19 protein-coding genes and 1 tRNA gene are annotated in these 26,180 nt (G+C 47.9%); 17 read left to right on the forward strand and 3 right to left on the reverse strand.

What is annotated here, in order from left to right; translation table 11 throughout:
* The first annotated feature begins 310 nt into the window (after positions 1-310).
* Positions 311-520 (forward strand): hypothetical protein, encoded by a 210-nt coding sequence (locus tag CSD97_RS18965; protein ID WP_143272409.1) that lies wholly within the window; start codon positions 311-313, stop codon positions 518-520.
* A 56-nt stretch (positions 521-576) separates the two neighbouring features.
* On the opposite strand, the gene CSD97_RS04380 is transcribed toward CSD97_RS18965, so the two are convergent.
* A tRNA-Arg gene (locus tag CSD97_RS04380) sits at positions 577-648 on the reverse strand.
* 204 nt (positions 649-852) lie between these two features.
* Between CSD97_RS04380 and CSD97_RS04385 the strand changes: the two genes are divergently transcribed.
* The 8 genes from CSD97_RS04385 to CSD97_RS04420 all read left to right on the forward strand — a co-directional run bounded on the left by CSD97_RS04385 (position 853) and on the right by CSD97_RS04420 (position 14,082).
* Positions 853-2,700, forward strand: a complete 1,848-nt coding sequence (locus CSD97_RS04385) for a 2-oxoacid:acceptor oxidoreductase subunit alpha (RefSeq protein WP_034522984.1) — start codon at positions 853-855, stop codon at positions 2,698-2,700.
* Positions 2,701-2,799: 99 nt separating this feature from the next.
* Positions 2,800-3,804 (forward strand): 2-oxoacid:ferredoxin oxidoreductase subunit beta, encoded by a 1,005-nt coding sequence (locus CSD97_RS04390; RefSeq protein ID WP_005834397.1) that lies wholly within the window; start codon positions 2,800-2,802, stop codon positions 3,802-3,804.
* A gap of 641 nt (positions 3,805-4,445) precedes the next feature.
* A complete protein-coding gene (locus CSD97_RS04395) occupies positions 4,446-7,814 on the forward strand; it encodes a SusC/RagA family TonB-linked outer membrane protein (RefSeq protein ID WP_005834396.1) in 3,369 nt (1,122 codons plus the stop codon).
* 31 nt (positions 7,815-7,845) lie between these two features.
* Positions 7,846-9,528, forward strand: coding sequence for a SusD/RagB family nutrient-binding outer membrane lipoprotein (locus CSD97_RS04400; protein WP_005834395.1), 1,683 nt, complete (start codon positions 7,846-7,848; stop codon positions 9,526-9,528).
* A gap of 301 nt (positions 9,529-9,829) precedes the next feature.
* Positions 9,830-11,338 (forward strand): amino acid adenylation domain-containing protein, encoded by a 1,509-nt coding sequence (locus CSD97_RS04405; protein WP_055288297.1) that lies wholly within the window; start codon positions 9,830-9,832, stop codon positions 11,336-11,338.
* Positions 11,339-11,346: 8 nt separating this feature from the next.
* A complete protein-coding gene (locus CSD97_RS04410) occupies positions 11,347-11,589 on the forward strand; it encodes an acyl carrier protein (protein WP_005830717.1) in 243 nt (80 codons plus the stop codon).
* 3 nt (positions 11,590-11,592) lie between these two features.
* Positions 11,593-12,981 carry an MBOAT family O-acyltransferase gene (locus CSD97_RS04415; protein WP_005834393.1) on the forward strand — a complete coding sequence of 463 codons (1,389 nt, stop codon included), beginning with the start codon at positions 11,593-11,595 and terminating at the stop codon, positions 12,979-12,981.
* 12 nt (positions 12,982-12,993) lie between these two features.
* Positions 12,994-14,082 (forward strand): hypothetical protein, encoded by a 1,089-nt coding sequence (locus CSD97_RS04420; protein WP_005830721.1) that lies wholly within the window; start codon positions 12,994-12,996, stop codon positions 14,080-14,082.
* On the opposite strand, the gene upp is transcribed toward CSD97_RS04420, so the two are convergent.
* Complete coding sequence (upp, locus tag CSD97_RS04425; protein WP_005830723.1) at positions 14,025-14,684, reverse strand: uracil phosphoribosyltransferase; 660 nt, start codon at positions 14,682-14,684, stop codon at positions 14,025-14,027. The two genes, CSD97_RS04420 and upp, sit on opposite strands and share 58 nt — an antisense overlap.
* Positions 14,685-14,976: 292 nt before the next feature.
* Between upp and pckA the strand changes: the two genes are divergently transcribed.
* The gene (gene pckA, locus CSD97_RS04430) at positions 14,977-16,584 is read left to right on the forward strand and encodes a phosphoenolpyruvate carboxykinase (ATP) (protein WP_005830728.1); all 1,608 of its coding nucleotides are present in this window, start codon (positions 14,977-14,979) and stop codon (positions 16,582-16,584) included.
* A 137-nt stretch (positions 16,585-16,721) separates the two neighbouring features.
* Entirely contained in the window at positions 16,722-17,369 is a 648-nt protein-coding gene (locus CSD97_RS04435) for a nitroreductase (RefSeq protein WP_005830732.1), read from the forward strand.
* Between the two features lie 90 nt (positions 17,370-17,459).
* Here the strand turns inward: CSD97_RS04435 and typA are convergent, their stop codons facing one another.
* Positions 17,460-19,259 carry a translational GTPase TypA gene (gene typA / locus CSD97_RS04440; protein ID WP_005830735.1) on the reverse strand — a complete coding sequence of 600 codons (1,800 nt, stop codon included), beginning with the start codon at positions 19,257-19,259 and terminating at the stop codon, positions 17,460-17,462.
* A gap of 158 nt (positions 19,260-19,417) precedes the next feature.
* Between typA and rpsO the strand changes: the two genes are divergently transcribed.
* The 6 genes from rpsO (at position 19,418) to CSD97_RS04470 (ending at position 26,109) form a co-directional block, all read left to right on the forward strand.
* Positions 19,418-19,687, forward strand: coding sequence for a 30S ribosomal protein S15 (gene rpsO, locus CSD97_RS04445; protein WP_005830737.1), 270 nt, complete (start codon positions 19,418-19,420; stop codon positions 19,685-19,687).
* Between the two features lie 92 nt (positions 19,688-19,779).
* Complete coding sequence (locus tag CSD97_RS04450; protein WP_005834392.1) at positions 19,780-20,667, forward strand: helix-turn-helix domain-containing protein; 888 nt, start codon at positions 19,780-19,782, stop codon at positions 20,665-20,667.
* 13 nt (positions 20,668-20,680) lie between these two features.
* Positions 20,681-21,169, forward strand: coding sequence for a DUF4251 domain-containing protein (locus CSD97_RS04455; protein WP_005834391.1), 489 nt, complete (start codon positions 20,681-20,683; stop codon positions 21,167-21,169).
* A gap of 143 nt (positions 21,170-21,312) precedes the next feature.
* The gene (locus tag CSD97_RS04460) at positions 21,313-23,637 is read left to right on the forward strand and encodes an outer membrane beta-barrel family protein (protein WP_098032033.1); all 2,325 of its coding nucleotides are present in this window, start codon (positions 21,313-21,315) and stop codon (positions 23,635-23,637) included.
* Positions 23,638-23,813: 176 nt separating this feature from the next.
* Positions 23,814-24,389, forward strand: a complete 576-nt coding sequence (locus CSD97_RS04465; RefSeq protein ID WP_005830747.1) for an XRE family transcriptional regulator — start codon at positions 23,814-23,816, stop codon at positions 24,387-24,389.
* Positions 24,390-24,462: 73 nt separating this feature from the next.
* A complete protein-coding gene (locus tag CSD97_RS04470) occupies positions 24,463-26,109 on the forward strand; it encodes an AMP-binding protein (protein WP_022400772.1) in 1,647 nt (548 codons plus the stop codon).
* The last annotated feature ends 71 nt before the right edge of the window (positions 26,110-26,180 follow it).

Genomic DNA, 26,180 nt, shown 5'->3' on the forward strand with positions numbered 1-26,180 from the left:
TAAAGAAAAAAAGTGTCTAGTGAAATCAGGAAAAGACAGGAAAAGACAAACTTCAACGTGAATCCTTTCAGTTTCAACGTAGAAAACCGCTTGTCTCGACACATAGAACAGTTCGTTTCACCACATAGAACAGTTTGTTTCAACCTTTGAAACGAATGGTTTTATCGAAAGAAACTTTTGGTTTTAACCTTTGAAACACTTTGTTCCATTGGGGTAAACACTTTGTTTCATTAGGGTGAACACTTTGTTTCATACCGTATGAACAAATTGTTCTATAGCATGTGAACAAATTGTTCATCACTGTGAACTAATGGATTATCCCTATTTAGAGCATGAATGCACTGTGCACCGTGGATGGCCTTATACCCGATTTAGGGGCTTGCAGATACTTTATCTGCAAGGTATCTGCAAGGGGTATCTGCAAGCCCACAACACATTGGTTTGCAGCGAAGCAAGCACCAAATCCTTGCAGATGGCAGATAAAATGAGAAAAAAAACTCTGTGTAGTGGTGCGGGCTGAATTCAGCAGGCAGCAAAAAGCCCGTCCTCTTAATTAATGGGGACGGGCTTGAAAAGTAGCTCCGAGGGGAATCGAACCCCTATCTAAAATTTAGGAAATTCTTGTTCTATCCGTTGAACTACAGAGCCTCAACTGATAATCAGCGGAATATGTAGAATATCAGTAGAACTTCTACGCTATTCCTGCACGATGCAGGCTGATTGCGGATGCAAAGATAATGTATTCTGCCGATTTTCCGAAAAAAGTTTTGTTAATCCGATTAACTTTCCGAAATTTGCCGTCCATGTAAACGGAATAGTAATCCTCAAATAATCTATAGTAATTCGTAAGTTATGGCAAACGACATGATGGTCAAAGAACTGGAGCAAGTGGTAGTCCGCTTCTCCGGAGACTCCGGTGATGGTATGCAACTCGCCGGCAACATCTTTTCAACAGTTTCGGCTACCGTGGGCAATGACATCAGTACATTCCCCGACTATCCGGCAGACATCCGCGCCCCGCAAGGCTCACTTACCGGCGTTTCCGGTTTCCAGGTACATATCGGTGCTGAGAAAGTCTATACCCCGGGTGACAAATGCGACGTATTGGTAGCAATGAACGCCGCCGCACTGAAAACCCAATATAAGTTTGCTAAATCCACTGCTTGTATCATCATCGATACAGATGCTTTCCAGAAGTCAGACTTGGAAAAGGCCGCTTTCAAGACCGATAATCCGATAGAGGAAATGGGTATTAAGCAGGATGTCATCGCCGCCCCCATCTCGAAGATGGTGAAAGACTGCCTTGCCGACACCGGAATGGACAACAAGTCCATGCTGAAATGCCGCAATATGTTTGCAGTAGGCCTGGTATGCTGGCTGTTCAACCGCGATCTGAAAATAGCCGAAGATTTCATCCGCGAGAAATTCGCCAAAAAGCCCGAAATAGCCGAAGCAAATATCAAGGTCATTCATGCAGGATATGACTACGGACACAACACCCATGCTTCCGTAGCCCACACATATAAGATTGAAAGCAAGACTACCGTTCCCGGCAGATACATGGATATCACGGGCAACAAGGCAACCGCCTACGGCTTTATTGCCGCTGCCGAGAAAGCAGGCTTGAAGCTGTTCCTCGGTTCCTATCCCATCACTCCTGCAACCGACGTGCTGCACGAACTCTCAAAGCACAAATCACTGGGCGTGATGACCGTGCAGTGCGAAGACGAAATCTCCGGTTGCGCCACTTCCATCGGTGCTGCTTTTGCCGGCGCACTGGCCGTGACCTCCACTTCCGGTCCCGGTGTCTGCCTGAAATCGGAAGCCATGAACCTAGCAGTCATTACCGAACTTCCGTTGGTAGTGCTCGACGTGCAACGCGGCGGCCCTTCCACCGGTCTGCCCACCAAGTCGGAACAGACAGACTTGTTGCAGGCATTGTTCGGCCGCAACGGTGAAAGTCCGATGCCCGTCATCGCCGCCACTTCACCCACGGGCTGCTTCGACGCAGCCTACATGGCAAGCAAGATAGCACTGGAACACATGACTCCGGTCGTATTGCTGACCGACGGCTTCGTTGCCAACGGCTCCGGTGCATGGAAACTACCCAAGTTGGCAGATTATCCTGCTATCAATCCTCCGTATGTCACTCCCGAAATGAAGGACAACTATACGCCGTACAAGCGCAATCCCGAAACGGGTGTCCGCTACTGGGCCATTCCCGGACAAGAGGGCTATATGCACATCCTCGGCGGTCTGGAGAAGGACAGCAATACCGGTGCCATCTCCACCGACCCGGAAAACCACAACCTGATGTGCCGTCTGCGTGCCGAGAAGGTTGCCAAAATCCCCGTACCCGATGTAGAAGTGCAAGGTTGCGCAGACGATGCCGACCTGCTGATTGTCGGTTTCGGCGGTACATACGGCCACTTGTATTCGGCCATGGAAGAGATGAACAAGGCAGGCAAGAAGGTGGCCCTCGCCCACTTCACTTATCTGAACCCGCTCCCCAAGAACACGGAAGCTGTCCTGAAGAAGTACAAGAAGGTGGTAGTTGCCGAACAGAACCTCGGACAATTCGCAAGTTATCTGCGCATGAAGATAGACAACTTCACCCCGTACCAATTCAACGAAGTGAAAGGACAGCCGTTCGTCGTTGCCGAGCTGGTGGCAGCGTTCAATAAAATAATTGATAATTGACAGTTGACAATTGATAATTACCATGCGGAACACGCGGATTATCAATCATCAGCCACCAATTATCAACTATCAATTATCAACCATCAATTAAAAAAGATTATGTGCGAATATACAGCAAAAGACTATAAAAAAGGACAACCCCGTTGGTGTCCGGGTTGTGGTGACCACTTCTTTCTGGCTTCACTGCACAAAGCAATGGCAGAAATCGGCAAAGCTCCTTGGGAGAATGCCGTCATCTCAGGTATCGGCTGCTCCAGCCGTCTGCCCTACTACATGAATACGTATGCAATGCAGACCATCCACGGACGTGCTGCTGCCATCTCTACGGGTGCCAAGGTTGCCAATCCCAACCTGACGGTATGGCAAATCTCCGGCGACGGTGACGGTCTGGCCATCGGCGGTAACCACTTCATCCACGCCGTACGCCGTAACATCGACCTGAACATGATTCTGCTGAACAACCGCATCTACGGTCTGACCAAAGGTCAATATTCTCCGACCTCTCCACGTGGTTTCGTCAGCAAGTCGTCTCCCTATGGTACGGTAGAAGATCCATTCCACCCGGCAGAGCTTTGCTTCGGTGCCCGCGGCCGTTTCTTTGCCCGCGCGGTAGCTACCGATGCTCCGGGGACAGTGGAAATATTGAAGGCAGCCATGGCTCACAAAGGGGCTTCCGTTTGCGAGATTCTGCAAAACTGCGTTATCTTCAATAACGGTACGCATGACTCCGTAGCCAAAAAGGAAGACCGCGCCAAGAATGCCATCTACTTGAAACACGGCGAACCGATGCTCTTCGGCGAGAACAACGAATACGGACTGATGCAGGAAGGCTTTGGTCTAAAAGTCGTGAAACTCGGTGAGAACGGCATTACAGAGAAGGATATCCTCATCCACGATGCCCACTGCATGGACAACACCCTGCAACTGAAGCTTGCCCTGATGGAAGGTCCCGACTTCCCGATTGCACTCGGTGTTATCCGCGATGTGGAAGCTCCTACTTACGACGATGCTGTTCATGAACAAATCGAAGAGGTGTCTGCCAAGAAGAAGTATCACAACTTCGAGGAGTTATTGATGACGAATGATACGTGGGAAGTAAAATAAACCACTAAGATTTATTAATATCATGTTTGCACGAAACAAATAAGGTGCAAACATGATATTAATTTCCTAAAAGTAAGAGTACCTCCCTATCCTTTCTCTCCCAAACATAGATACTTATTACGCCAAACATGCAGTTCTTCCATCAAGAATAACTATATTTGCCACAGTAACCATAGTAGTCACATTTTGAAAGTGATTCTCTGATTTATACTGGCTTAATATCAATCTCACAAACCGCAGGCTGATAGCTCTTTCGTTCGAGTAATCCTTCCCGGATAAAGGTCAAAAACACTCCCACCCTGAAAAAAAATGCAACCACTGCAACTGCACCAGATTTTATTGTAGTGATAGAGCATACCTCCGATGAACAAGGCTACCAATAAGGGTCGACAACAAGACTTCAAGGGAAGAGAGGGAAATTGTGGAATACCTACTGTGGATTTTTTCCACATCTCCACACCACAAACACCCGAACTTCCCTTTTTCCCGATAGGAAATAAGCAATTGATTATCAACATTATTCATCCTTAAAAGGATAGTCTGCCTTTCGTTTGGCATACCTCTTGCTAAAATATCCGCCGAAAGGACGTAACATTTATAATAAGATAAATCAATTATTTTTCAGTAGTATGAAAATCAGGATGAGAAAACGGTGTGACATTCCACATTCAGCGTCGCACTTCCAAAAAAGTTTGATTATTGCAAGTTGGTTATTAGCATTTCTTTTCACCGGAACAGCCTTCGCACAAGAAAACCGAACCATTAAAGGCATTGTGAGAGATGTAACAGGAGAACCGCTTATCGGTGCCAGCGTCATACAGAAAGGTACCAACAACGGCGTCATTACCGATGTGGACGGCAACTTCACACTGACCGTTCCTGCAGATGCAACACTCTCTATCGCTTACATGGGCTATGCCACCCGGGAGATAAACCTGGCAAAACGAAAAAAGCAAGGCGACCTGAAGATTACACTCAGCGAAGATACCCAGCAACTGAAAGAAGTCGTAGTAACGGCAATGGGTATCAAAAAAGATACGAAACGTGTCGGTTATGCCATCAGTACCATCAGTGCAGACGAATTGGTAAAGGCAGGAGCACCCAACTTTGCCTCTGCCATGTACGGTAAAGCACCGGGAGTCCGCATCACACAGACACAAGGCGGTTCTGCCGGAGCTGTCTCCATCAACGTACGCGGACTGACTTCCATCACTGGAAATAACCAGCCACTCATCATTCTGGACGGTGTACCCATCCGCAACGGCGGCACGGGTAAAAGCACGGACTTCGCCGAATTTGGCAACGACGGACAAATCCGTTCCAATGGTCTGGTAGACATCAACCCAGAGGACATCGAGAGCCTCAGTATTCTGAAAGGAGCTTCCGCCACAGCTCTCTACGGCTCGGAGGCTGCAAACGGTGCGGTAGTCATCACTAGCAAGCGCGCCAAAAGCGGCAAGCTGACGGTGGACTTCAATGCCCAAGTCATGGCAAACTTACCGGCTTATCTGCCAAAAGTACAGACCGTATACGGGCCGGGAACCTACAACACCGCATACAGCGATTATGAGAAACAGACGGGAGGCTTCTATCAGAGAACCCTAAACGGACAAAGCTACAAAAGCCTCCGTTCCACCACCTTGTCCTTCGGCCCAAAATACGACGGCAGCGAGGTACTTTACTGGGACGGGAAGATGCGCCCCTACCAGGCACTGACCGACAACCCGTGGAAAGAGTTGTTTCGCACCGGCTGGACCCAGACCTACAATCTCGCCATCTCACAAGGGACGGAAACCACCAGCAACCGCTTCTCCTACACATTCATGGACGAGATTCCCAATGCCCTGACCGGAAGCTTCACCAAACACAACTTCAAGCTGACCGGTTCGTATCAACTGGCGAAACCGCTGAAACTGGAATACTCCCTTAACTACATCGTACAGAATGTAGAAGACCGCCCGCAAACCTCGCTCAACCTATACAGCGGTTTCGGCAACATGTTCTCCACCTTCCTGGACATTCCCTATCTGAAACAAAGTTACGTCACCAGTCTGGGATACCGTAATACCTTTGTCGGAGGAAACGCCACGCTGACTCCCGAGGAATCATGGGCCTACGACCCCAGTTACGCCACCGGAGTGAACAACATGCTGTGGAATATGTACCATCACCATAGCGACGAGACAGAGAACCGGCTCATCGGTATGATTCGCCCCACCTGGCAGATAACCAACTGGCTGAGTCTGCGTGCCCAGGTTTCAACTGATATCACAGATGTGAAGCAAACACTGAAATATGAAAGCGAACAACCCAATTCCCTATACGACCCCAACGGCAGCTTCCAGTCCATCAACCGCCGTTACGACATTGTTTATGGAGATGTTATGTTGAACTTCAACTATAATATCAACCGCTTCGACATTGCCGCCACCGTAGGCTGGACCGGACGCTACGAAAATATGAACAATATCAGGGTCTCCACCAATGGCGGGCTTGTCACGGAAAACTGGTTCGACCTCAATGCCAGCCGCTACACGCCAAGCAGTACCCTGCAACGTATGGAACTACTGAAAACCGGCTATATGGGTACACTAAGCCTGGGATGGGACAACTATCTATTCCTTGAACTGACCGGACGCCAGGAACGCTCGTCTACCCTAAAAGACCAGAGCTTTTTCTATCCTTCCGCTAATCTGAGTTTCCTCTTCACCCAAGCCTTCCACATGCCGTCATGGTGGAACTATGGAAAACTGCGCCTCTCATACGGTATCGTAGGAAATGCTCCTGAAACCTATACCGCCAATATCGTCTACGAGCAAGGTTCGGACAACGGATTCACCTGGAACACCATTCCCTCTTCATGGGGGAATGCAGATATCCGTCCGGAAAAGAAGTACGAATACGAGATAGGTCTGGAAAGCAAGTTCTTAAACAACCGGTTGGGTATAGATGTATCTTACTACAACAACCGTGTAAAGGACCAGATACTCTCCACACCGCAACCTTCCACATCAGGCGTAAAGAATGTGTTGATGAATGTGGGCGAGGTAGCCAACCACGGCTGGGATATATCAATCAGTGCCACTCCCATACTGACCAGAGATTTCCGCTGGGACCTGACAGCCAACTATGGTGTATATAAGAACAAAGTAGTGAAACTGGCCGATGGAGTGCCCTATCTGGAAATACTCAACTCCGGAGGCAGTGGAATAAAAATACAAGCTGTGGAAGGCCAGCCAATGGGTGACATCTATGCGCAGGTTCCCCAGGTGAACGAAAACGGTGAGTACCTCGTTTCCGATAAAGGGCTTTACCTCAACCAAACCGAATTGCAGAAAGTCGGCAACATCAATCCGGCAGGCGTAGGAGGTCTATTCAACTCTTTCTCCTACAAGAATGTATTCCTCGATTTCAGTATCGACTTCCGCATCGGAGGAGATGTCATCAACGAAATGAACCAATATGCCACCGCAGTGGGTCTGACACCCGAATCCCTAAAGTACCGCGATACGGAACACGGCGGACTGTCCTATTACTATCCGGGCGACAACAATTCCAGCGGAATTCCGGTACAAGTAGACCCTTCCACGGGTGCCGGCCCCAACGGAGAGATAATCTACCACGACGGCATCATCCTTCCGGGTGTAGTGGCCTCCACTGGCGAAAGAAACACACGTATCATTCCGGCAGGCTATTACTACAACACCACCTATAATTGGGGAACGGAGGCCGAACAGCTGACATACCGCCATTCGGTATTCGACAATTCTTATGTCAAACTGCGTGAATTGACCATCGGCTACCAGTTTCCCGAAAAGATGATCTCCAAACTGGGACTGGGCCGGCTGAGTGTGTCGGTCTTCGGACGTAATCTCTTCTACTTCTACAAAGCACTGAAAAACTACGATGCGGAGTCGTCCGTCGGAACATCCTGGGCCAACCAGGCTACCGTGGGAAGTTCTACCACAGCTACCCGCAGTTTCGGTGTTTCACTTCGTGCAAGTTTCTGACAAAACAACCATCCAAAAAACAACAAAGAGTATGAAAAAGACAAAGATATTATCTCTTGTTTCATTGGGAGCATTCCTCTTGACAACATCAGGCTGTACGGATTATGACTTCGACAGCAAATACGAAGACCCCTCCAAAGTAACCCAAGTCACCATCAGTAATCTGATGGTAGGAGTCTTCCAAAAAGTAAAGGACTATGATGTTTACGAATACAACCGGTTCTTCGGATTCGATTCACAGTTTACGGGCAAGTATGCACAAACCTTCGGCTACTCCAACACTACGGATATGTATACCCCCGGCTATATACCCGCTATTGACGGACAGTGGGACAATGTGTATTCGGCACTGGCCCAGTTCCGCAAGCTGGAATCTCTCTACGAGGAAGAAAGCGCGGCAGAACAAGCCCAGGACGAGGCATTCTATCTTGCCGCCAAAGTACAGTTGTACGATTTCTTTGCCGCCACAGTGGACGTTTTCGGGGATATGCCTTTCTCGGAAGCTTGTACGCTGCCGCTTACCAACGATGTAGGTAAATCGTATGCTCATTATGACAAGGCCGAGGATATTTATAAAACCATTCTTGATGAGCTCAAAGAAATTGCTCCGCGGTTCCGCTCCATCCCCACACCGAGGAACTTCAATACACAAGACTTTATCAACAACGGGGACATGGACAAATGGGAACGCTATGCAAACTCCTTGCGACTGCGCCTTGCCATGCGCGTAGCCGCGCAAGGAGACTTGCAGGCGGAAGGCCGTACCGCCATCAAGGAAATCCTGGAAAATCCGTCAGCCTATCCGTTGATAGAGGAACAAGAAAACAACATTCTCATTGTCAACCAGAAGTCTGGGCAACTGAACTTCACCGCAGGCCACGGACTGGGTGACTGGGTAACCAACCGACTTGCTTCGGGCGCCATCATCGACCGCATGCTGGGCCATGGCAACTATGATATGACCAGCAATGACCCACTGAGCGGCGTTTATGTGAAAGGAGAAGACGACCCGCGCATCCTGCTCAACTTCAATCCCGTGAAGATTACCAACCAGAACACCGGTCAATTGGACGAGCACCGTTATCTGGGTACAGACCTTACCGTGGCGGATGAGCTGACGGAATATTACAACTCGCAGGCACAAGACGAAGTCAATACCAGCAACACCGGTTTCTCACAAATCACGCAGAAAGGTTTCTTTTGGGAAAACGACAAATTCGACATGCTGATAATGGCCTCACCCGAAATCCATTTCCTGAAAGCGGAAGCCTATGAAATGGGGTATGGAGTGGCAAAGAATGAAGCGAAAGCGGAAGAAGAGTTCAAAAAGGCTGTCAGCCAGTCCATCACGCTTTACTACTATTACGATTCGGTAAGTACGGGTGAAAACGCACGCCGGTATGATGCCCCTACCGCCGAAGAAACCGCCTCTTTCGCCGCTGCCAAATGGAACAGCACGAAATATACAGACAAGCTGGATGCCATCATTACCCAAAAGTGGCTGCATTTCGGTTTCCTAGCCAGTCGTGAGGCATGGAGTGATATCCGACGTACCGGCTATCCGTCCGGCCTAGCCTTCCCCGAAGTGGCCGGTACCATCACAAATGTGCCGAACCGCTGGAGATACCCGAATACGGAAGTCAACTACAATCCCTACTATAAAGAGGTGTCAGCCGAAGACACTTACTACCACAAACTGTTCTGGGCAAAATAAGGACTTTGTTCGCAAACCCATTTTGCCCGAAGAGTATATCATACTCACCACAGAATAACACGGATTAACACAGATTGCCTTAGGAGTTCTGATAATAAAGAGCTTTTAGCAGTGTTAATCCGTGCTATCCTGTGGTGAGTATGTATTTGCCCCCTCTGTTTCTTTTATTCCGAACAGTATCCCTCCTTTTTTAGAAATCTTAAGGATTTCCCGGTAGGGAGATTGCGGGAAACCACTGTCTTTAATGAACGACGGACAAACATCGCTTCCGCAAAAACTGAACTATAACATAACGGACTAAATGAAAAAGTATCCAAATGACTTGATTGGCGACATCATGAAAGCCTTCGGCAAATATGCCGACCGACTGGCATTCGTCATCGAAGACACGGCCTGCACTTATGGAGAGCTGGCAACTTGCGTACAGAAAATATCCTCCCTATTCAAGGACAGAGAAGACAAAATTATCGGCATCGTCGCAGAAAACAGACTGGAAACATACGCATCCATACTATCTGCACTGATTTGCGGAAAGACATACGTCATCCTCCATCCTTCCTACCCCAAACATAGGAACGACAGAATTGCCGACTCGGCAGGCATTCGCCTCGTGCTGCATACCGAGAATATCCATGTCTTGAACCTCGACACCCGGAATCTGGAACTGATATGTACCTCCGAAATAGAGCAGGCAGAGAACTCCGCCACGTTCCATGCCGCAGAAGACATCCTCCATACGGCAGAAGAGGAAAATGCCTACATCATCTTTACCTCCGGAAGCACGGGCGAACCCAAAGGAGTACCCATCTCCCGCCGTAACCTGAATGCTTTCTATACCGCCTACCACCGCCTCGGCTGGCAACTGGACGAGAACGACCGGATGCTGCAGATGTTCGAACTCACTTTTGACGTTTCCATCGTATCCTTTCTATATCCGCTGACGCTGGGTGCTTGCATATACACCGTTTCTCCGGAAGGCGTGAAATACATCAACGTAATTGAAACTCTGGAAAAATACGACCTGACCTTCGCTGCCGTGGCCCCTTCACTGCTCCAGCTGCTACGTCCCTATTTTCCGGAGATACACCTCCCCGCACTTAGATATCTAGTGGTTACTGCCGAGGCTTCTGACGCGGAGCTGTTGGATGCTTTCAGAAAATGTGTCCCCAATGCCTCTTTCATAAACCTATACGGACCGACAGAGGGAACCATCTACTGCACTGCCTACCGGATACCCGTCACCTCCTGCAAGCATCACAACGGCATGACCGCTATCGGAAGGCCTTTCGAAGGCATCGATGCCCTAATTATGGATAACGACGGTCGCCCGCTGCCTACCGGAGAAACCGGCGAACTATGGATTAGCGGCAATCAAGTGATGGGTGGATACTGGAATGCTCCCGAAAAAAACGGGGAATGCCTCGTAGAGACCGCCAATGGAAAAGTATACTACAAGACGGGAGACCTCTGCCGGATGGATGCCGACGGTGACATCATCTATTGCGGACGAAAAGACTCACAGATAAAGATACAAGGATTTCGCATCGAGCTGAGCGAGATTGAACATGTGGCAAAAAACTTTTTCAACGGTGAATGCCGTGTAGTCGTCATTCCCAAATACGACAACGGCAATCAGTGCGAACTACATCTCGTCGTAGAGAAGAAACAGCTCGACAAACAGCAGATGGAGGAATATCTGTATAGCAGGCTTCCCTACTACATGATTCCCAAGCATATGCATTGCCTGGAACAGTTTCCGCTGAACACCAGTAGCAAAACAGACAGAAAGAAAATACAAGAACTAATTTAAACTTGACAATGGATACACAGACTATTTTGAATGAAATGAGCCTCATCTTTCGGGAGGTACTGAAAAGAGAGAACATTGTACTTGACAATGAGACCACCGCCCAGGATGTGGAAGGATGGGATTCACTGACCAACATGCAACTGATAAACAAGATAGAGAAGAAATTCAATGTACGCTTCACCTTCAGAGATATTGTAAAACTCAAAAACGTGGGAGACATCTGCCATGCCATTTTAACCAAAACCAACTAGGAAATGTCATTCATATCCCTGAACTTCGTCGTACTGTTTGCGTGTACTTTCATTCTATACCATACGCTTCCTTCACGATTCAGAAAAGCGACCTTACTGACAGCCAGCTGCCTCTTCATAGGCTTCTACCACCTCACTTTTCTGATAACGGCCCTCATCCTCACGCTTACCACCTTCTACCTTGGCAAATGGATAGGACAGACCAAGCGGGAAAGCAGCATGAAGGGAATTTATTTTTCAGGTGTGTGTTTTCTGGTCGTGAGCTGGTTGGCATTCCGGTATGCCGACCGGCTTACAGACTGCCACATCCTTTTTCCGCTGGGAATCTCTTTCTATACTTTCCAGGCCATTTCGTACCTGACAGAAATCTATTGGCAAGAAGAAGAACCGGAAAAGAGCCTGCCCGACTTCATGATATACATGCTCTTCTTCATGAAGTTCCTTTCCGGTCCCATAGAAAGAGCAAGTGACATGCTCCCCCAACTGAAGTCCTGCAAAGCTACGGACTATACATCCATGGTCTACGGAATGAGACTGATTGTCGTGGGACTAATAAAGAAACTGATACTGGCCGACTCCATCGCCCCATACATAGACGGTGTCTTCGGGTCGGTATACACAGCCTCGGGCGTGCAATTACTGATGGCATGCCTCCTATATCCGATAGAGCTGTATGCCGACTTCTCCGGATATACCGACATCGCATTGGGAGGAGCGCGCATGCTGGGATTCAAGCTCAGCCCAAACTTCAACCGGCCGTTCATTGCACAGACCACTGCCGACTTCTGGCGCCGATGGCACATGTCGCTTTCATTCTGGGTACGCGACTATCTGTACCTCCCGTTGTCCTCGAGCCTGCGTGGATGGGGACAATGGGGCGTATTTCTAAGTCTGGCGCTGACCTTCACGGGACTGGGTATCTGGCATGGTGCCGGATGGAACTTCGCTGTCTACGGACTAATTCAAGGTGTCATCATCTTCTACGAGATGAAGACCACGACATTTCACCGCAGACTGAAAGCCCAATTGGGAAGCCGCTTATATGCCACACTATCCGTCGTAAGGACCTACCTACTTTTTGCCGTATCTCTGATATTCTTCCGGGCAAGTTCTATGGCCGAAGCGTTCCACTACATCAGCCACCTCTCCTTCGGCGTACATTACAGTTGGAAGGAAATGAACATCGGAATGCCGGACCACAACAGCATTGTGGCAGGAAGCGCACTCGTACTGATATTGGTTTACGAATATTTCATGTCCAAGCATGATTTGCTAGAAGCCCTCGGACGACAGCCGGCAGCCGTAAGATGGAGTATCTATTATCTGCTCGCCATAATACTTTTCACACTGGGACAGTTCAACTCGGACAGCTTCATATATTTACAATTTTGACAATAAAGACACATGATGAAGAAAAACAGCGAACGGAACGCAGCCATACGTTTCATGAAAAAGCTCTTTATCCTTTTTATCCCTTTTATAGCCCTACTGGCAGTCTATTTCCTGGACGACCCTTTCATGGTCCTGAAGAACTATGAACGATACGACCAAACCCCGGTTGTACTAAACGAAGGGCACGTGGGGTGGCAGATGTATCTGAACAACCGGGATACCATCCCCATCGACTCCTATATCATGGGAAACTCCTGCACTATGGCTTATCAATGCCATGAATGGGAGAAATACCTCCACGGCGGAAGAGCCGTACGGCTATTCGGAAATGCCGAAAGCCTTGCCGCCGTCTGCCTGAAGCTGAAGGCACTGGACAAGGCAGGTGCAACAATCAAGAACCTACTGCTGATTATCGACAAGGAATCATTGCACAACGACCGTTGCCTCACCGGACATTCCAACATTCTGCCGCCCGCCATATCGGGAATAAGCAGCTTCAAGTTTCAGAAGGAATTCTGCCAAGCCTTCTTCTACCCGAACTTTCTCTTCCCCTATCTGGACTACAAGCTGTTCCATACCTATCGCCCTTACATGAAAGGGGTTATAAACCCCTATGGCTCCACCCGAAACCCGGTAACCAATGACGTGTTAAATCCCAGAGAGAAAATGATAAAGGAAGAGGGAGATAAGTACTGGGAAAACCGGAAAGGAGAATTCACCAAAGAGAAAATGAAGAATTATAGAGACGGGAAATACCGGGAAGCCCCCCAAGTGCTCAGGGAAAAGCAAATCAATCTGTTGCAGGAAATAAAGTGGATTTGCCGGAAACATGATACCGATGTAAAAATCATTATCAGTCCCGACTACCTGCAAGTCAACATAAACCCTGCCGACGTAAAGACACTGAAGCGCTTCTTCGGAAAACGGAATGTATTTGATTTCACCGGTATCAACGAATACACGGAAGACATCCACAATTATTATGAACCGGGTCATTATAGGCCCGCACTTGGGAAAAGGCTGATGGAAAAGATATATGAACCTTATATCTTGTCACCGAACGCCAAATCTCCGGCATCTCCCAGCCCGGGAACGATATAGGAATGCTCGTTCATCTCCGGGTCGATTGCTGCACACCACAAGGTCACTTCATCTCCAGGGAACAGCTTTTCCAGATGCTCTACGCCCTGCTGGCTGGCTATGACACAAGCTATCTGCAACTTGGCCGGCATCCCCTTGGTGACGAAGGCCTTCCAGGCCAATTCCATACTTTCTCCCGTGGCAAGCATCGGGTCTACAATCAATAATGTCTTCTTGGACAAATCCGGAGTAGCGATGTATTCGATGTGTACATCCACCGTACGGCATTCCTTATCCTTATAATAACGGTAAGCGGAAACAAAAGCGTTCCCGGCATGGTCGAACATATTCAAGAATCCAGTATGCAAAGGCAATCCGGCACGGAAAACAGTGGCAATCACCACCTCGTCATCGGGTGTGCTGACCGACGCCACCCCCAAGGGAGTCTGTACCTGCTTGACAGAATACGTCAGTTCCTTACTCATTTCATACGCCATTATCTCTCCAATGCGTTCAATATTACGGCGGAAACGCATACGGTCGCCCTGGACTGCTACATCACGAATTTCTGCCACGTATTGGTTCAAGACAGAATTTGTCTCGGCAAAGTTGATAACCTTCATAATTATAGAATGTTTTGATGTGCAAAGTAAACGAATTTCACCCAATTTGCAACATTCAGTTAGCAGATATTGTTATGGTTTTATAAAAGATTTCCTATTAGAGAAAAATTTCTCTAATAGAGCTTTTCTTTAAAAAGAAAGTATTACTTTTGTAGGCGAAAAACAAGGGACCTGCTGAAAAGCAGGAAAAAAAGAGCTTTTCTACACCCGTTTTTCCTTGTAAATCAAAGGTAAAAGAGATTAAGGAAAGAGATTATAAACCAAATACCAACATTTTAAATCATTAAAAGAAATGGCAAATTTAGATTTAAGCAAGTACGGTATCCAAGACGTGAAGGAAATTATCCACAACCCGTCTTACGATGTACTGTTCGCAGAAGAAACCAAACCAGGTTTGGAAGGTTTTGAAAAAGGTCAGGTAACTGAACTGGGTGCTGTAAATGTAATGACAGGTATCTATACCGGTCGTTCTCCTAAAGATAAATTCTTCGTAATGAATGAAGCCAGCAAGGATTCTGTATGGTGGACTTCTGAAGAATACAAAAACGACAACAAACCTTGCTCTGAAGAAGCTTGGGCTGACCTAAAGGCTAAGGCTGTAAAGGAATTGAGCGGCAAGCGTCTGTTCGTTGTTGATACTTTCTGTGGCGCCAACCCCGCTACTCGTATGAAAGTACGTTTCATCATGGAAGTGGCATGGCAGGCTCACTTCGTAACTAACATGTTCATCCGCCCGACTGCTGAAGAACTGGCTAACTACGGAGAACCCGATTTCGTATCATTCAACGCTTCTAAGGCAAAAGTTGACAACTACAAGGAACTGGGTCTGAACTCTGAAACAGCTACTGTATTCAACTTGAAGACCAACGAACAGGTTATCTTGAACACTTGGTACGGCGGTGAAATGAAGAAGGGTATGTTCTCTATCATGAACTACAAGAACCCGTTGCGTGGTATCGCTTCTATGCACTGCTCTGCCAACACTAACATGGAAGGTACTGACTCTGCTATCTTCTTCGGTCTGTCCGGTACTGGTAAGACTACCTTGTCAACTGACCCGAAACGTCTGTTGATCGGTGACGATGAACACGGATGGGATGACGAAGGTGTATTCAACTACGAAGGTGGTTGCTACGCTAAGGTTATTAACTTGGATAAAGAAAGCGAACCCGATATCTACGCTGCCATCAAGCGTGACGCTCTGTTGGAGAATGTTACAGTAGCTGCTGACGGTAAGATTGACTTCGCTGACAAGAGCGTAACAGAAAACACTCGTGTTTCTTATCCTATCTACCACATCAATAACATTGTTAAACCGGTTTCTAAGGGTCCTCACGCTCACCAGGTAATCTTCTTGTCTGCTGACGCATTCGGTGTATTACCTCCGGTATCTATCTTGAACCCTGAACAAGCTCAGTACTACTTCTTGTCTGGCTTTACTGCTAAGTTGGCTGGTACAGAACGTGGTATCACTGAACCGACTCCGACATTCTCTGCTTGCTTCGGTGCTGCTTTCCTGAGCCTGCATCCTACTAAATATGCAGAAGAATTGGTTAAGAAGATGAACAAGGTTGGTGCTAAGGCATACTTGGTTAACACTGGTTGGAACGGTAGCGGCAAACGTATCTCTATCAAAGATACTCGTGGTATCATCGACGCTATCCTCGACGGTTCTATCGACAAGGCTCCGACGAAGGTTATTCCTTTCTTCGACTTCGTGGTTCCTACTGAATTGCCTAATGTAGATCCGAAGATTCTTGATCCTCGCGATACTTACGAATGCGCTTGCCAATGGGAAGAAAAAGCAAAAGACCTGGCTGGCCGCTTCATCAAGAACTTCGCTAAGTTCACTGGCAACGAAGCTGGTAAGGCTTTGGTTGCTGCTGGTCCGAAGCTCTAATCTGACAATAAAGTTAGAAACATATGGAAAAGGTATCTCCTCCGGGAGATGCCTTTTTTCTTTTTTAATATCTCTATCTCATTGATAATCCGAAAGTTTTAGTAGTTTTGCAGAAACCATTATTCAAATAAAGCAATATGAAAAGTATCAGATTGATGTTGGCAGGCGCAAGTTTGTTGCTGCTCTGCAGTTGCGGTGCCCAGGTCCAGAAAGAGACCCAAGTTGCCAATGCAAATGAAAGCAAAGAGAATACGGTGATTGAAACCATCATGTCACGCCGCAGCATCCGCCAGTACAAACCGCAAGCCGTGAATCGCGACACCATGCAGATTATCCTGGATTGCGGTATCAATGCACCCAACGGACAGAACAAGCAATCGTGGGAAGTGCGTGTAGTGGATAACCCGGATTTCATCAACGGAATTACGGAAATCTACAAGAAGGAAAATCCCAAAGCCGCCGAAGACCCGAAATTCAAGAACATGTTCCGCAACGCTTCTACAGTAGTATTTATTGCCAATGACCCGTCTTATGACCTTTCACAGATTGACTGTGGACTGTTGGGTGAGAATATGATTCTATCAGCCTGGTCCATGGGAATCGGTTCTTGCTGCTTGGGCGGTCCCACGCGCTTCATGACCTCTACTCCGGCTGCTGCCGAATACCTGAAGAAACTGGATATTCCGGAAGGCTATCAGCTACTTTACTGTATCGCTTTCGGCTATCCGGACGAAACGCCCGCTGCCAAACCCCGTAATGCGGCAAAGGTAAAATTCATCGATTGACTTTCGTTTGAATGACGACAATAAAAAGGAGTGCCTCACCTTTCGGCAGGGCACTCCTTTCATATATAACAACTAAAACTCTTCTGTTTATCAGTTCTTGTTTGCGCGTTTACGCTCAAGCTCATCGAGGATAACCTTACGCATACGCATTGATTTAGGAGTAACTTCCACATATTCATCCTCCTTGATGTACTCCAGTGCCTCCTCAAGAGAGAACTGTACGGGAGGAATCAGACGTGCCTTGTCATCCGAACCACTGGCACGCATATTGGTAAGCTTCTTGGACTTCGTTACATTAATCACCAAGTCGTTGTCATGGGAATGCTCGCCCACTACTTGGCCTGCATAAACCTCTTCCTGCGGGAAAATGAAGAATTTGCCGCGGTCCTGCAACTTGTCAATGGCATAGGCAAAAGCCGTACCGGACTCCATGGCAATCATAGAACCGTTGGTACGCCGTTCAATCTCACCCTTATACGGTTGATATTCCTTAAAACGGTGTGCCATGATAGCCTCGCCGGCAGAAGCGGTCAACACATTGGTACGCAGACCGATGATACCGCGCGACGGCATGTCGAACTCAAGATTTACACGTTCGCCGGCACTTTCCATCTTCACCATTTCACCTTTACGACGGGTCACCATATCAATCATCTTGCTGGCATATTCTTCGGGAACATTGATGGTAAGCTCTTCAATAGGTTCGCATTTCACGCCGTCAATCTCCTTGAAGATTACCTGCGGTTGCCCTACCTGCAACTCATACCCTTCACGACGCATGGTCTCAATCAGTACGGAAAGATGAAGCACGCCACGGCCGGAAACAATCCACTTGCCGTCTTCCTCGCTCTTGCGCACGCGAAGTGCAAGATTCTTATCCAACTCCTTCATCAAACGGTCGTGGATGTGGCGGGAAGTAACAAACTTACCTTCCTTACCGAAGAACGGAGAGTCATTAATGGTGAAGAGCATACTCATCGTAGGTTCATCAATGGCAATAGGCGGCAACGCTTCCGGATTTTCGTAATCGCAGACCGTATCTCCGATTTCGAATCCTTCGATACCTACCAACGCACAGATGTCACCGGAAGACACTTCCTGCACCTTTACACGGCCCATACCTTCGAATGTATGCAATTCCTTGATTTTTGATTTCACGATACTCCCGTCACGCTTTGCCAAAGACACATTCATGCCTTCTTTCAATATGCCACGGTGTACGCGGCCCACAGCAATACGCCCGGTATACGAAGAATAATCCAGCGAAGTAACCAGCATTTGCGGTGTACCCTCCAACTGTTCGGGGGCAGGAATATTCTCCAAGATACAGTCCAGAAGCGGATAAATGTTATCAGTCGGCTGCTGCCAGTCGGTACTCATCCAATTATTCTTGGCAGAACCGTAGATAACGGGGAAATCCAGCTGGTCCTCGGTTGCATTCAGGCTGAACATCAAGTCGAACACCATCTCGTACACTTCTTCGGGACGGCAATTTGGCTTATCCACCTTATTCACAACAACGATAGGTTTCAGACCAATCTGCAGAGCTTTCTGCAATACAAACCGTGTCTGCGGCATAGGACCTTCGAAAGCATCCACAAGCAGAATGCATCCATCCGCCATATTCAATACACGTTCCACTTCACCTCCGAAGTCACTGTGTCCCGGAGTATCAATAATGTTAATCTTGGTGTCTTTGTAGTTGATAGAAACGTTCTTTGAGAGAATCGTTATACCTCGTTCACGCTCCAGGTCATTGTTATCCAACATTAATTCACCTGTGCTCTGGTTGCTGCGGAAAAGGTTTCCGGCCAAAAGCATCTTGTCAACGAGCGTCGTTTTCCCATGGTCCACATGGGCAATAATTGCAATGTTTCTAATCTTTTGCATATAATACCTATTATTTTCAAGCGACAAAGTTAGTGATTTTGGATTAGATATGCAGTATAGATATGATTTTTTTGCTGAATATCATTGTGATATAAAAGTTTATCCCTATCTTTGCAGCCCCGAAAGGGAATATTTATAATAACTTTTAATTAAACATTATGTATTTAGACGCTGCTAAAAAGCAAGAAATCTTCGGCAAATACGGAAAGTCTAACACTGATACTGGCTCAGCTGAGGCTCAGATAGCTTTGTTTTCCTACCGTATTGCTCGTCTGACTGAGCACCTTAAGCTCAACAGAAAGGATTATAGTACAGAAAGAGCTTTGACTATGTTGGTAGGTAAACGCCGTGCGTTGCTGACTTATCTGAAGGACCGCGACATCACCAGATATCGTGCTATCGTCAAAGAACTCGGCTTGCGTAAGTAATCTACTTGCGGCAAAACCATTAAAAAAGGAAGTTTTCCAAAAGGAAACTTCCTTTTTTGTTTATAATCCGATTTATACCTAATTTTGTATCCATGAAAAGAAAAGTATCAGCAGCAAATCTTTCGATAGCAATCACTTTTCTATTGATACTGCTATCATTCGGCTTCGGTTATCGCAGCTATTCGCAGGCAGAACAACGTGTGGTCTCTGACCTGAATCAAGCGCTGCAACGCACAGTATTGCAGCACAAGGGATTATGGTTGAATGCAGATACCATCCAAACCTATGCCAAGTTGCAAGAAGTGATGGGCACTCCCGTTTCCGTAAGCGGTTTCCACAGAGCCTTTACCGAAGCATTGTCCATCACCGGATTGAAAGATGTTTCTACCCTTTCGCTACATATACTGAAAAAGAATGCTCCCGCCACCGTATTCAATGAGATTCCTGCCGGATGTCTTGCCAGCGACACATTAGTATGGCTCTCCACCACAGCCGATGCATCTGGGCTGACACTTTCTTTCCGGGGATATGCCCGCTGCTCAGCTGCCATGCTGTTCAGCTTATCCAAGCAGACAATTCCGGCAACATTGCTATTGGCCGCCCTGCTGTGGGGAGGATTCACCTTTTTCTATTTCCACCGGCACACAAAGACTAATGCCAGTAACGGGCAGCAACAAGAAAACTTCATTACCTTCGGCAACCTTTCGCTTTCCCTCCAGGAAGCCTGCTTCTATAACGAACAGCAGGAAAAGCTAAAACTCACCCCCATGCAGTACACACTGATGGAGATGTTCTACCTTTCTTCCTCACACCTACTTTTCAAATCCGACATCTGCCAATCGCTATGGCCGGGAAAAGACAATGCAGACGAAACGCTTTACACATTGATACGGCGTCTGAAGCCCATTGTCGAGGACAACAGCAACCTCAGAATAACAACAGATCGTGGCCGCGCCTACGGACTGGAAATAAAAACCTAAACATTATAGAATCATGAAGACTAACAAACTTATCCTATTAGGGCTAATCTGCCTAACTGTCGCAATGCCGACAACCGCCCAAAACCGTAACGAAAAGAAAGCGCGCACTGAACGTGCTGTAAAAGAAGCTATTGCTGCTAAACAATACAAAATCAACGTAGATCGGATGCAACCGATGAGAGGCGGTAGCCGTAACCTGACCACCAACTATACACTGGAAATTAGAAACGACTCCGTTTTCTCTTACCTGCCTTACTTTGGAGTGGCCTACAATGCTCCGTATGGAGGAGGCAAGAGCCTGAATTTCAATGCATCCATCACCGGATACACAACCAGAGCACTCAAAAAAGGCAAAATCCAAATAGACTTCAAGACCCGTAGTGATGAAGACAATTATGAGTACCGCCTCACCATCTTTCCCGATGGTTCTACCAGTATCCATGTGCAACCCATGAACAAACAGTCCATCTCGTTCACCGGAGAGATGGATACAGAAAAGTAATCATCTTCCCCCTTTAAAAGGACAAAAGAAGGCATTGTCAGTCTATTGTCAGGCAAATGTCAGACAACTATCCGCTTTTTGTTTCTTCCATCCCGGCAGAAAGCGGATACCTTCGTGTCCCGAAATCAAACAACAACCGGAACATGAAACAGATAATATGTATTCTTGCCCTGCTCCTAATGAGCGTCACGACAACAAAAGCACAAACCAGCCCGGCAACACCCTCCATCCGAGGTAAAATTCTCACAGAGGAAAAGCAACCGATAGAGTTTGCCAACATCGCCCTCCTTTCCGAAGATTCCACCTTCATACAAGGAACGTGCAGCCGAAGCGACGGTAGTTTTGAACTTCTCCCTCCCGCTCCCGGAAACTATCTACTACAAGTTTCTTCCATCGGTTACAAAACCCTTTGCCAGCCTTGCCCCACCGGGAGTACCCACAACTGGATATTGCAAACCGATGCCGTGCTACTTGCGGAAACCGTCATCACCGCCGCCCGCCCCGTTTTCCGACTAAAGGGCGGAAAGTTGGAGACAAGCGTACGGCAAACCCTGCTAGCATCCTTGAATGATGCCAACGACGTATTGAAACATATCCCCGGACTGCGCTCCTCTGATGAGGGGTATACCGTTTTTGGCAAAGGGACACCGGTCATCTATATAGACAACCGCCTTCTGCAAGACAACTCCGAGCTGCAACGCCTCTCTGCCGCCGATATTGAAAAAGTGGAGCTTATCACCAACCCGGGTGCAGAGTACGATGCTACCGTTAAAGCCGTTGTACGCATACGCACCGTACGTAACAAAAGAGACAGTTTTGGCGGTAATTTCCGTGCAGGAATCACCCAACGGAGACGCAGCAGCCATTACGGACAAGTCAATCTGAATTATCAGAAGAAAGGACTGTCCCTGCTGGGCATGCTGTACACCAATTATGAAAACAGAAAACGCCACCAGGAGGTTCGCTACCAGATACCGTCCGAAATACAATGGGATGTAAATAACCGGGTTCACTTGTATAATAAGGGACTGCTTGCCGGAGGAAAAGCAAGCGCCAGTTACGACTTCACCCCCCAACACAGCCTCGGTGCCTCCTATGAGTTTCATCGTACCCCCGATTATCACAGCAGTGACCATTCGGCATATACCGTCCGGGCAAATGAAGAACTGGCCGATCACACCATACATTCCTCCCAAAACCTGCAGCAAACTAGCCGGCACCAGCTGAATGCCTACTATCAGGGCAGCATAAAGCAACTCCACATAAACTTCACCACCGACCTGGTGTACGGCAAAAGCTATGATCACCAGGAGGCTCAAGAAGAAAGCCAGACCGAAGGCAATCGCGACATCAGCTCTTTCAACCACGCCGACAACCGCCTTTATGCCGCCAAGTTGATTCTGACCCATCCCCTTTGGAAAGGTGAACTGAAGACCGGTGCCGATTACACCTTCATCCGGCGAAATGACAATTTCCTGAACCGGCAGCACATACTTCCCGATACAGACAGTCAAATCGACGAAAGCAAGTCTGCCGTCTTTGCCGAATACTCACTGACATTAGGAAAAATCAGCCTTCTTGCAGGACTGCGCTTCGAGCATGCCGTCTCCGACTATTGGGAGCAGGAAAAGTACGTGTCCGGTCAAAGTCGTACTTACAATGACTGGTGCCCCAACCTATCGGTAGACTTTCCTCTCGGCAAAGCCCAAGCCAATCTCAGCTATACAGCCAAAAGCAACCGCCCCAGCTTCTTCCAGCTACGTAGCACACTGAGTTATAACAACCGTTTCATCTACGAAGGCGGAAACCCACTGCTCACCCCCGAAACCAACCACGACCTGCAGTTCACGGCCCTTTACAAGTGGGTACAATTCGGACTTAACTACCAATACCGCCGCAATGCCATTGCCTTCATGACCAAAGAATACGAGGACAATCCGGATGTTGTCATCTTCACTACCGGAAATTTCAAACGGATGCAGTATCTCACCGCCTCTGCCCATCTGTCACCCACCGTCGGCATCTGGAAACCGGAGCTCGGCATCTACTTCGCCCAACCGTTCTTCAAAGTCACCAATCAAGGCAGTAGCAAGAATATGAACCGCGGCAGCATTTACCTCTTTCTGCAAAACAGTCTCCAGCTTCCGGACGAGTGGATTCTCTCCCTTGATGCCGACTACCAGAGCGAAGGCAACTTCGGCGCCATGCTGCAACGTTCCTATTGGGGCATAAACGCCGGCATCCGCAAAACATTCTTCAACAAAAGGCTGACGCTCGGACTGCAAGCCAATGACCTGTGGAATTCCCGGTATGGCTCCTTCATGCTGTTCGGTCCCCGGCTGACCTATACGAAAAAGGCAAACCCGGACTCTCGCAGCTTCTCCCTGAACCTAAGCTATCGTTTCAATGCAGCAGGCAAAGCGTACAAAGGAAAGCACGTATCGGAACAAGACTTGAAGCGGCTATAAACAGAACTTTGGGGAAGAAAGAGAAACAGAACAGAAGAATATTATACAAATAAGCCGACCACCGGAGATATTTCAGCAATATTTTCCCTCAGAATGTTGCATCAAGTAAAAGTTTCTCTTATTTTTGCGGTTTAACAGCTATAAATTATAACCTTTAGACAGAAAATACTATCATTATGGATACCAGCAAAATCGTAGGAGAAAAAATAAAATCACTCCGTGAAAGCCAATCCATCAGTATGGAAGAACTGGCACAGCGTTCGGGACTTGCTATCGAACAGATTGAACGTATAGAAAACAACATCGACCTCCCGTCACTGGCTCCCCTCATCAAGATAGCTCGTGTGCTGGGTGTACGTTTGGGAACTTTTCTTGACGACCAGGATGAGAACGGTCCCGTGGTCTGCCGTAAGGACGAGTCGCAGAACAGTATCAGTTTCTCCAACAATGCCATCCACAGCCGCAAGCATATGGAGTATCATTCACTCTCCAAATCCAAAGCCGACCGCCATATGGAGCCGTTTATCATTGATGTGGCCGCTACGGACGACAGTGACTTTGTACTCTCCTCACACGAAGGCGAAGAATTCATCATGGTGATGGAAGGGACCATGGAAATCAGTTACGGCAAAAATACCTACCTGCTCGAAGAAGGTGACAGCATCTATTACGATTCCATCGTTCCGCACCACGTACACGCCTATGAAGGGCAGGCAGCCAAGATACTTGCAGTAGTTTATACACCTATTTAAATTAATGGAAAGGTGAAAATGGAAAATGATAAATACTTTCTATTTTCACCTTTCCACTTTCAACTTCCACATCATGTTATACGAACGCACCCTCGGCCAATGGTTGGAACATTGGGCCGAAACAACACCAGACAAAGAATATATCGTTTACTCTGACCGCAACCTGCGCTTCACCTGGAGCCAGTTCAACCGCCGGGTGGACGACATGGCCAAAGGACTTATCGCCATCGGCGTGGAACGGGGAACACACGTAGGTATCTGGGCAGCTAACGTACCCGACTGGCTGACTCTATTATACGCTTGCGCCAAGATAGGTGCCGTCTACGTAACGGTAAACACCAACTACAAACAGTCCGAGCTGGAATATCTCTGCCAGAACTCCGACATGCATACCCTCTGCATCGTCAATGGCGAAAAGGACAGTGACTTTGTGCAGATGACCTATACCATGCTTCCGGAACTGAAGACTTGCCAACGCGGACACTTGAAAAGCGAACGTTTCCCTTATATGAAAAACGTCATCTACGTGGGGCAGGAGAAGCACCGGGGCATGTACAACACGGCCGAAATACTTCTCTTGGGCGACAATATAGAAGACAGTCGCCTGAATGAGCTCAAAAGTCAGGTCACTTGCCACGATGTAGTGAACATGCAATACACCTCCGGCACTACGGGATTCCCGAAAGGCGTCATGCTTACCCACTACAACATTGCCAACAACGGTTTCCTTACCGGTGAGCACATGAAGTTTACCGCCGATGACAAGCTCTGCGTCTGCGTACCATTGTTCCACTGCTTTGGCGTGGTACTTGCCACCATGAACTGCCTGACACACGGCTGTACAGAAGTAATGGTGGAACGCTTCAACCCACTGGTAGTGCTCGCCTCTATCCACAAGGAGCGCTGCACGGCACTTTACGGCGTACCCACCATGTTCATTGCCGAACTGAACCATCCGATGTTCGACATGTTCGACATGTCCAGCCTCCGTACGGGTATCATGGCAGGTTCCCTCTGCCCGGTAGAGCTGATGAAGCAGGTGGAAGAGAAAATGTACATGAAGGTAACCAGCGTTTACGGGCTGACCGAAGCTGCTCCCGGAATGACCGCCACCCGGATAGACGACCCGTTCGACGTACGTTGCAATACCGTAGGACACGACTTTGAACATACGGAAGTAAAGGTTATCGACCCCGAAACCGGAGAAGAGTGTCCCGTAGGCGTACAAGGCGAAATGTGCAACCGCGGATACAACACCATGAAGGGTTACTACAAAAATCCGGAAGCCACGGCCGAAGTCATTGACGAGAACGGTTTCCTGCACTCGGGAGACCTTGGAGTGAAGGACAAGGACGGCAATTACCGCATCACAGGACGCATCAAGGACATGATTATCCGCGGTGGTGAGAATATCTATCCCCGCGAGATAGAAGAGTTCCTCTATCAACTGGAAGGCGTAAAAGACGTGCAGGTAGCCGGTATTCCCTCTAAGAAGTACGGTGAAGCCGTAGGCGCTTTCATCATCCTGCACGAAGGAGTGGATATGCACGAATCGGATGTACGAGACTTCTGCATCGGCAAAATATCCCGCTACAAGATACCCAAGTATATCTTCTTCATCAAAGAATTCCCCATGACGGGAAGTGGCAAGATACAGAAATTCAAGCTGAAAGACCTGGGATTACAGCTTTGCAAGGAGCAGGGGATTGAGATTGTGTGATAATAAAGGATAAGGGATTAAGGGTTAGGGATTATTGGGGTCGCATAGACTTTAATATAGGTATAAACCCA

Origin of the sequence: Bacteroides sp. AR29, from assembly GCF_900217715.1 — a bacterium.
GTDB lineage: Bacteria > Bacteroidota > Bacteroidia > Bacteroidales > Bacteroidaceae > Bacteroides > Bacteroides uniformis.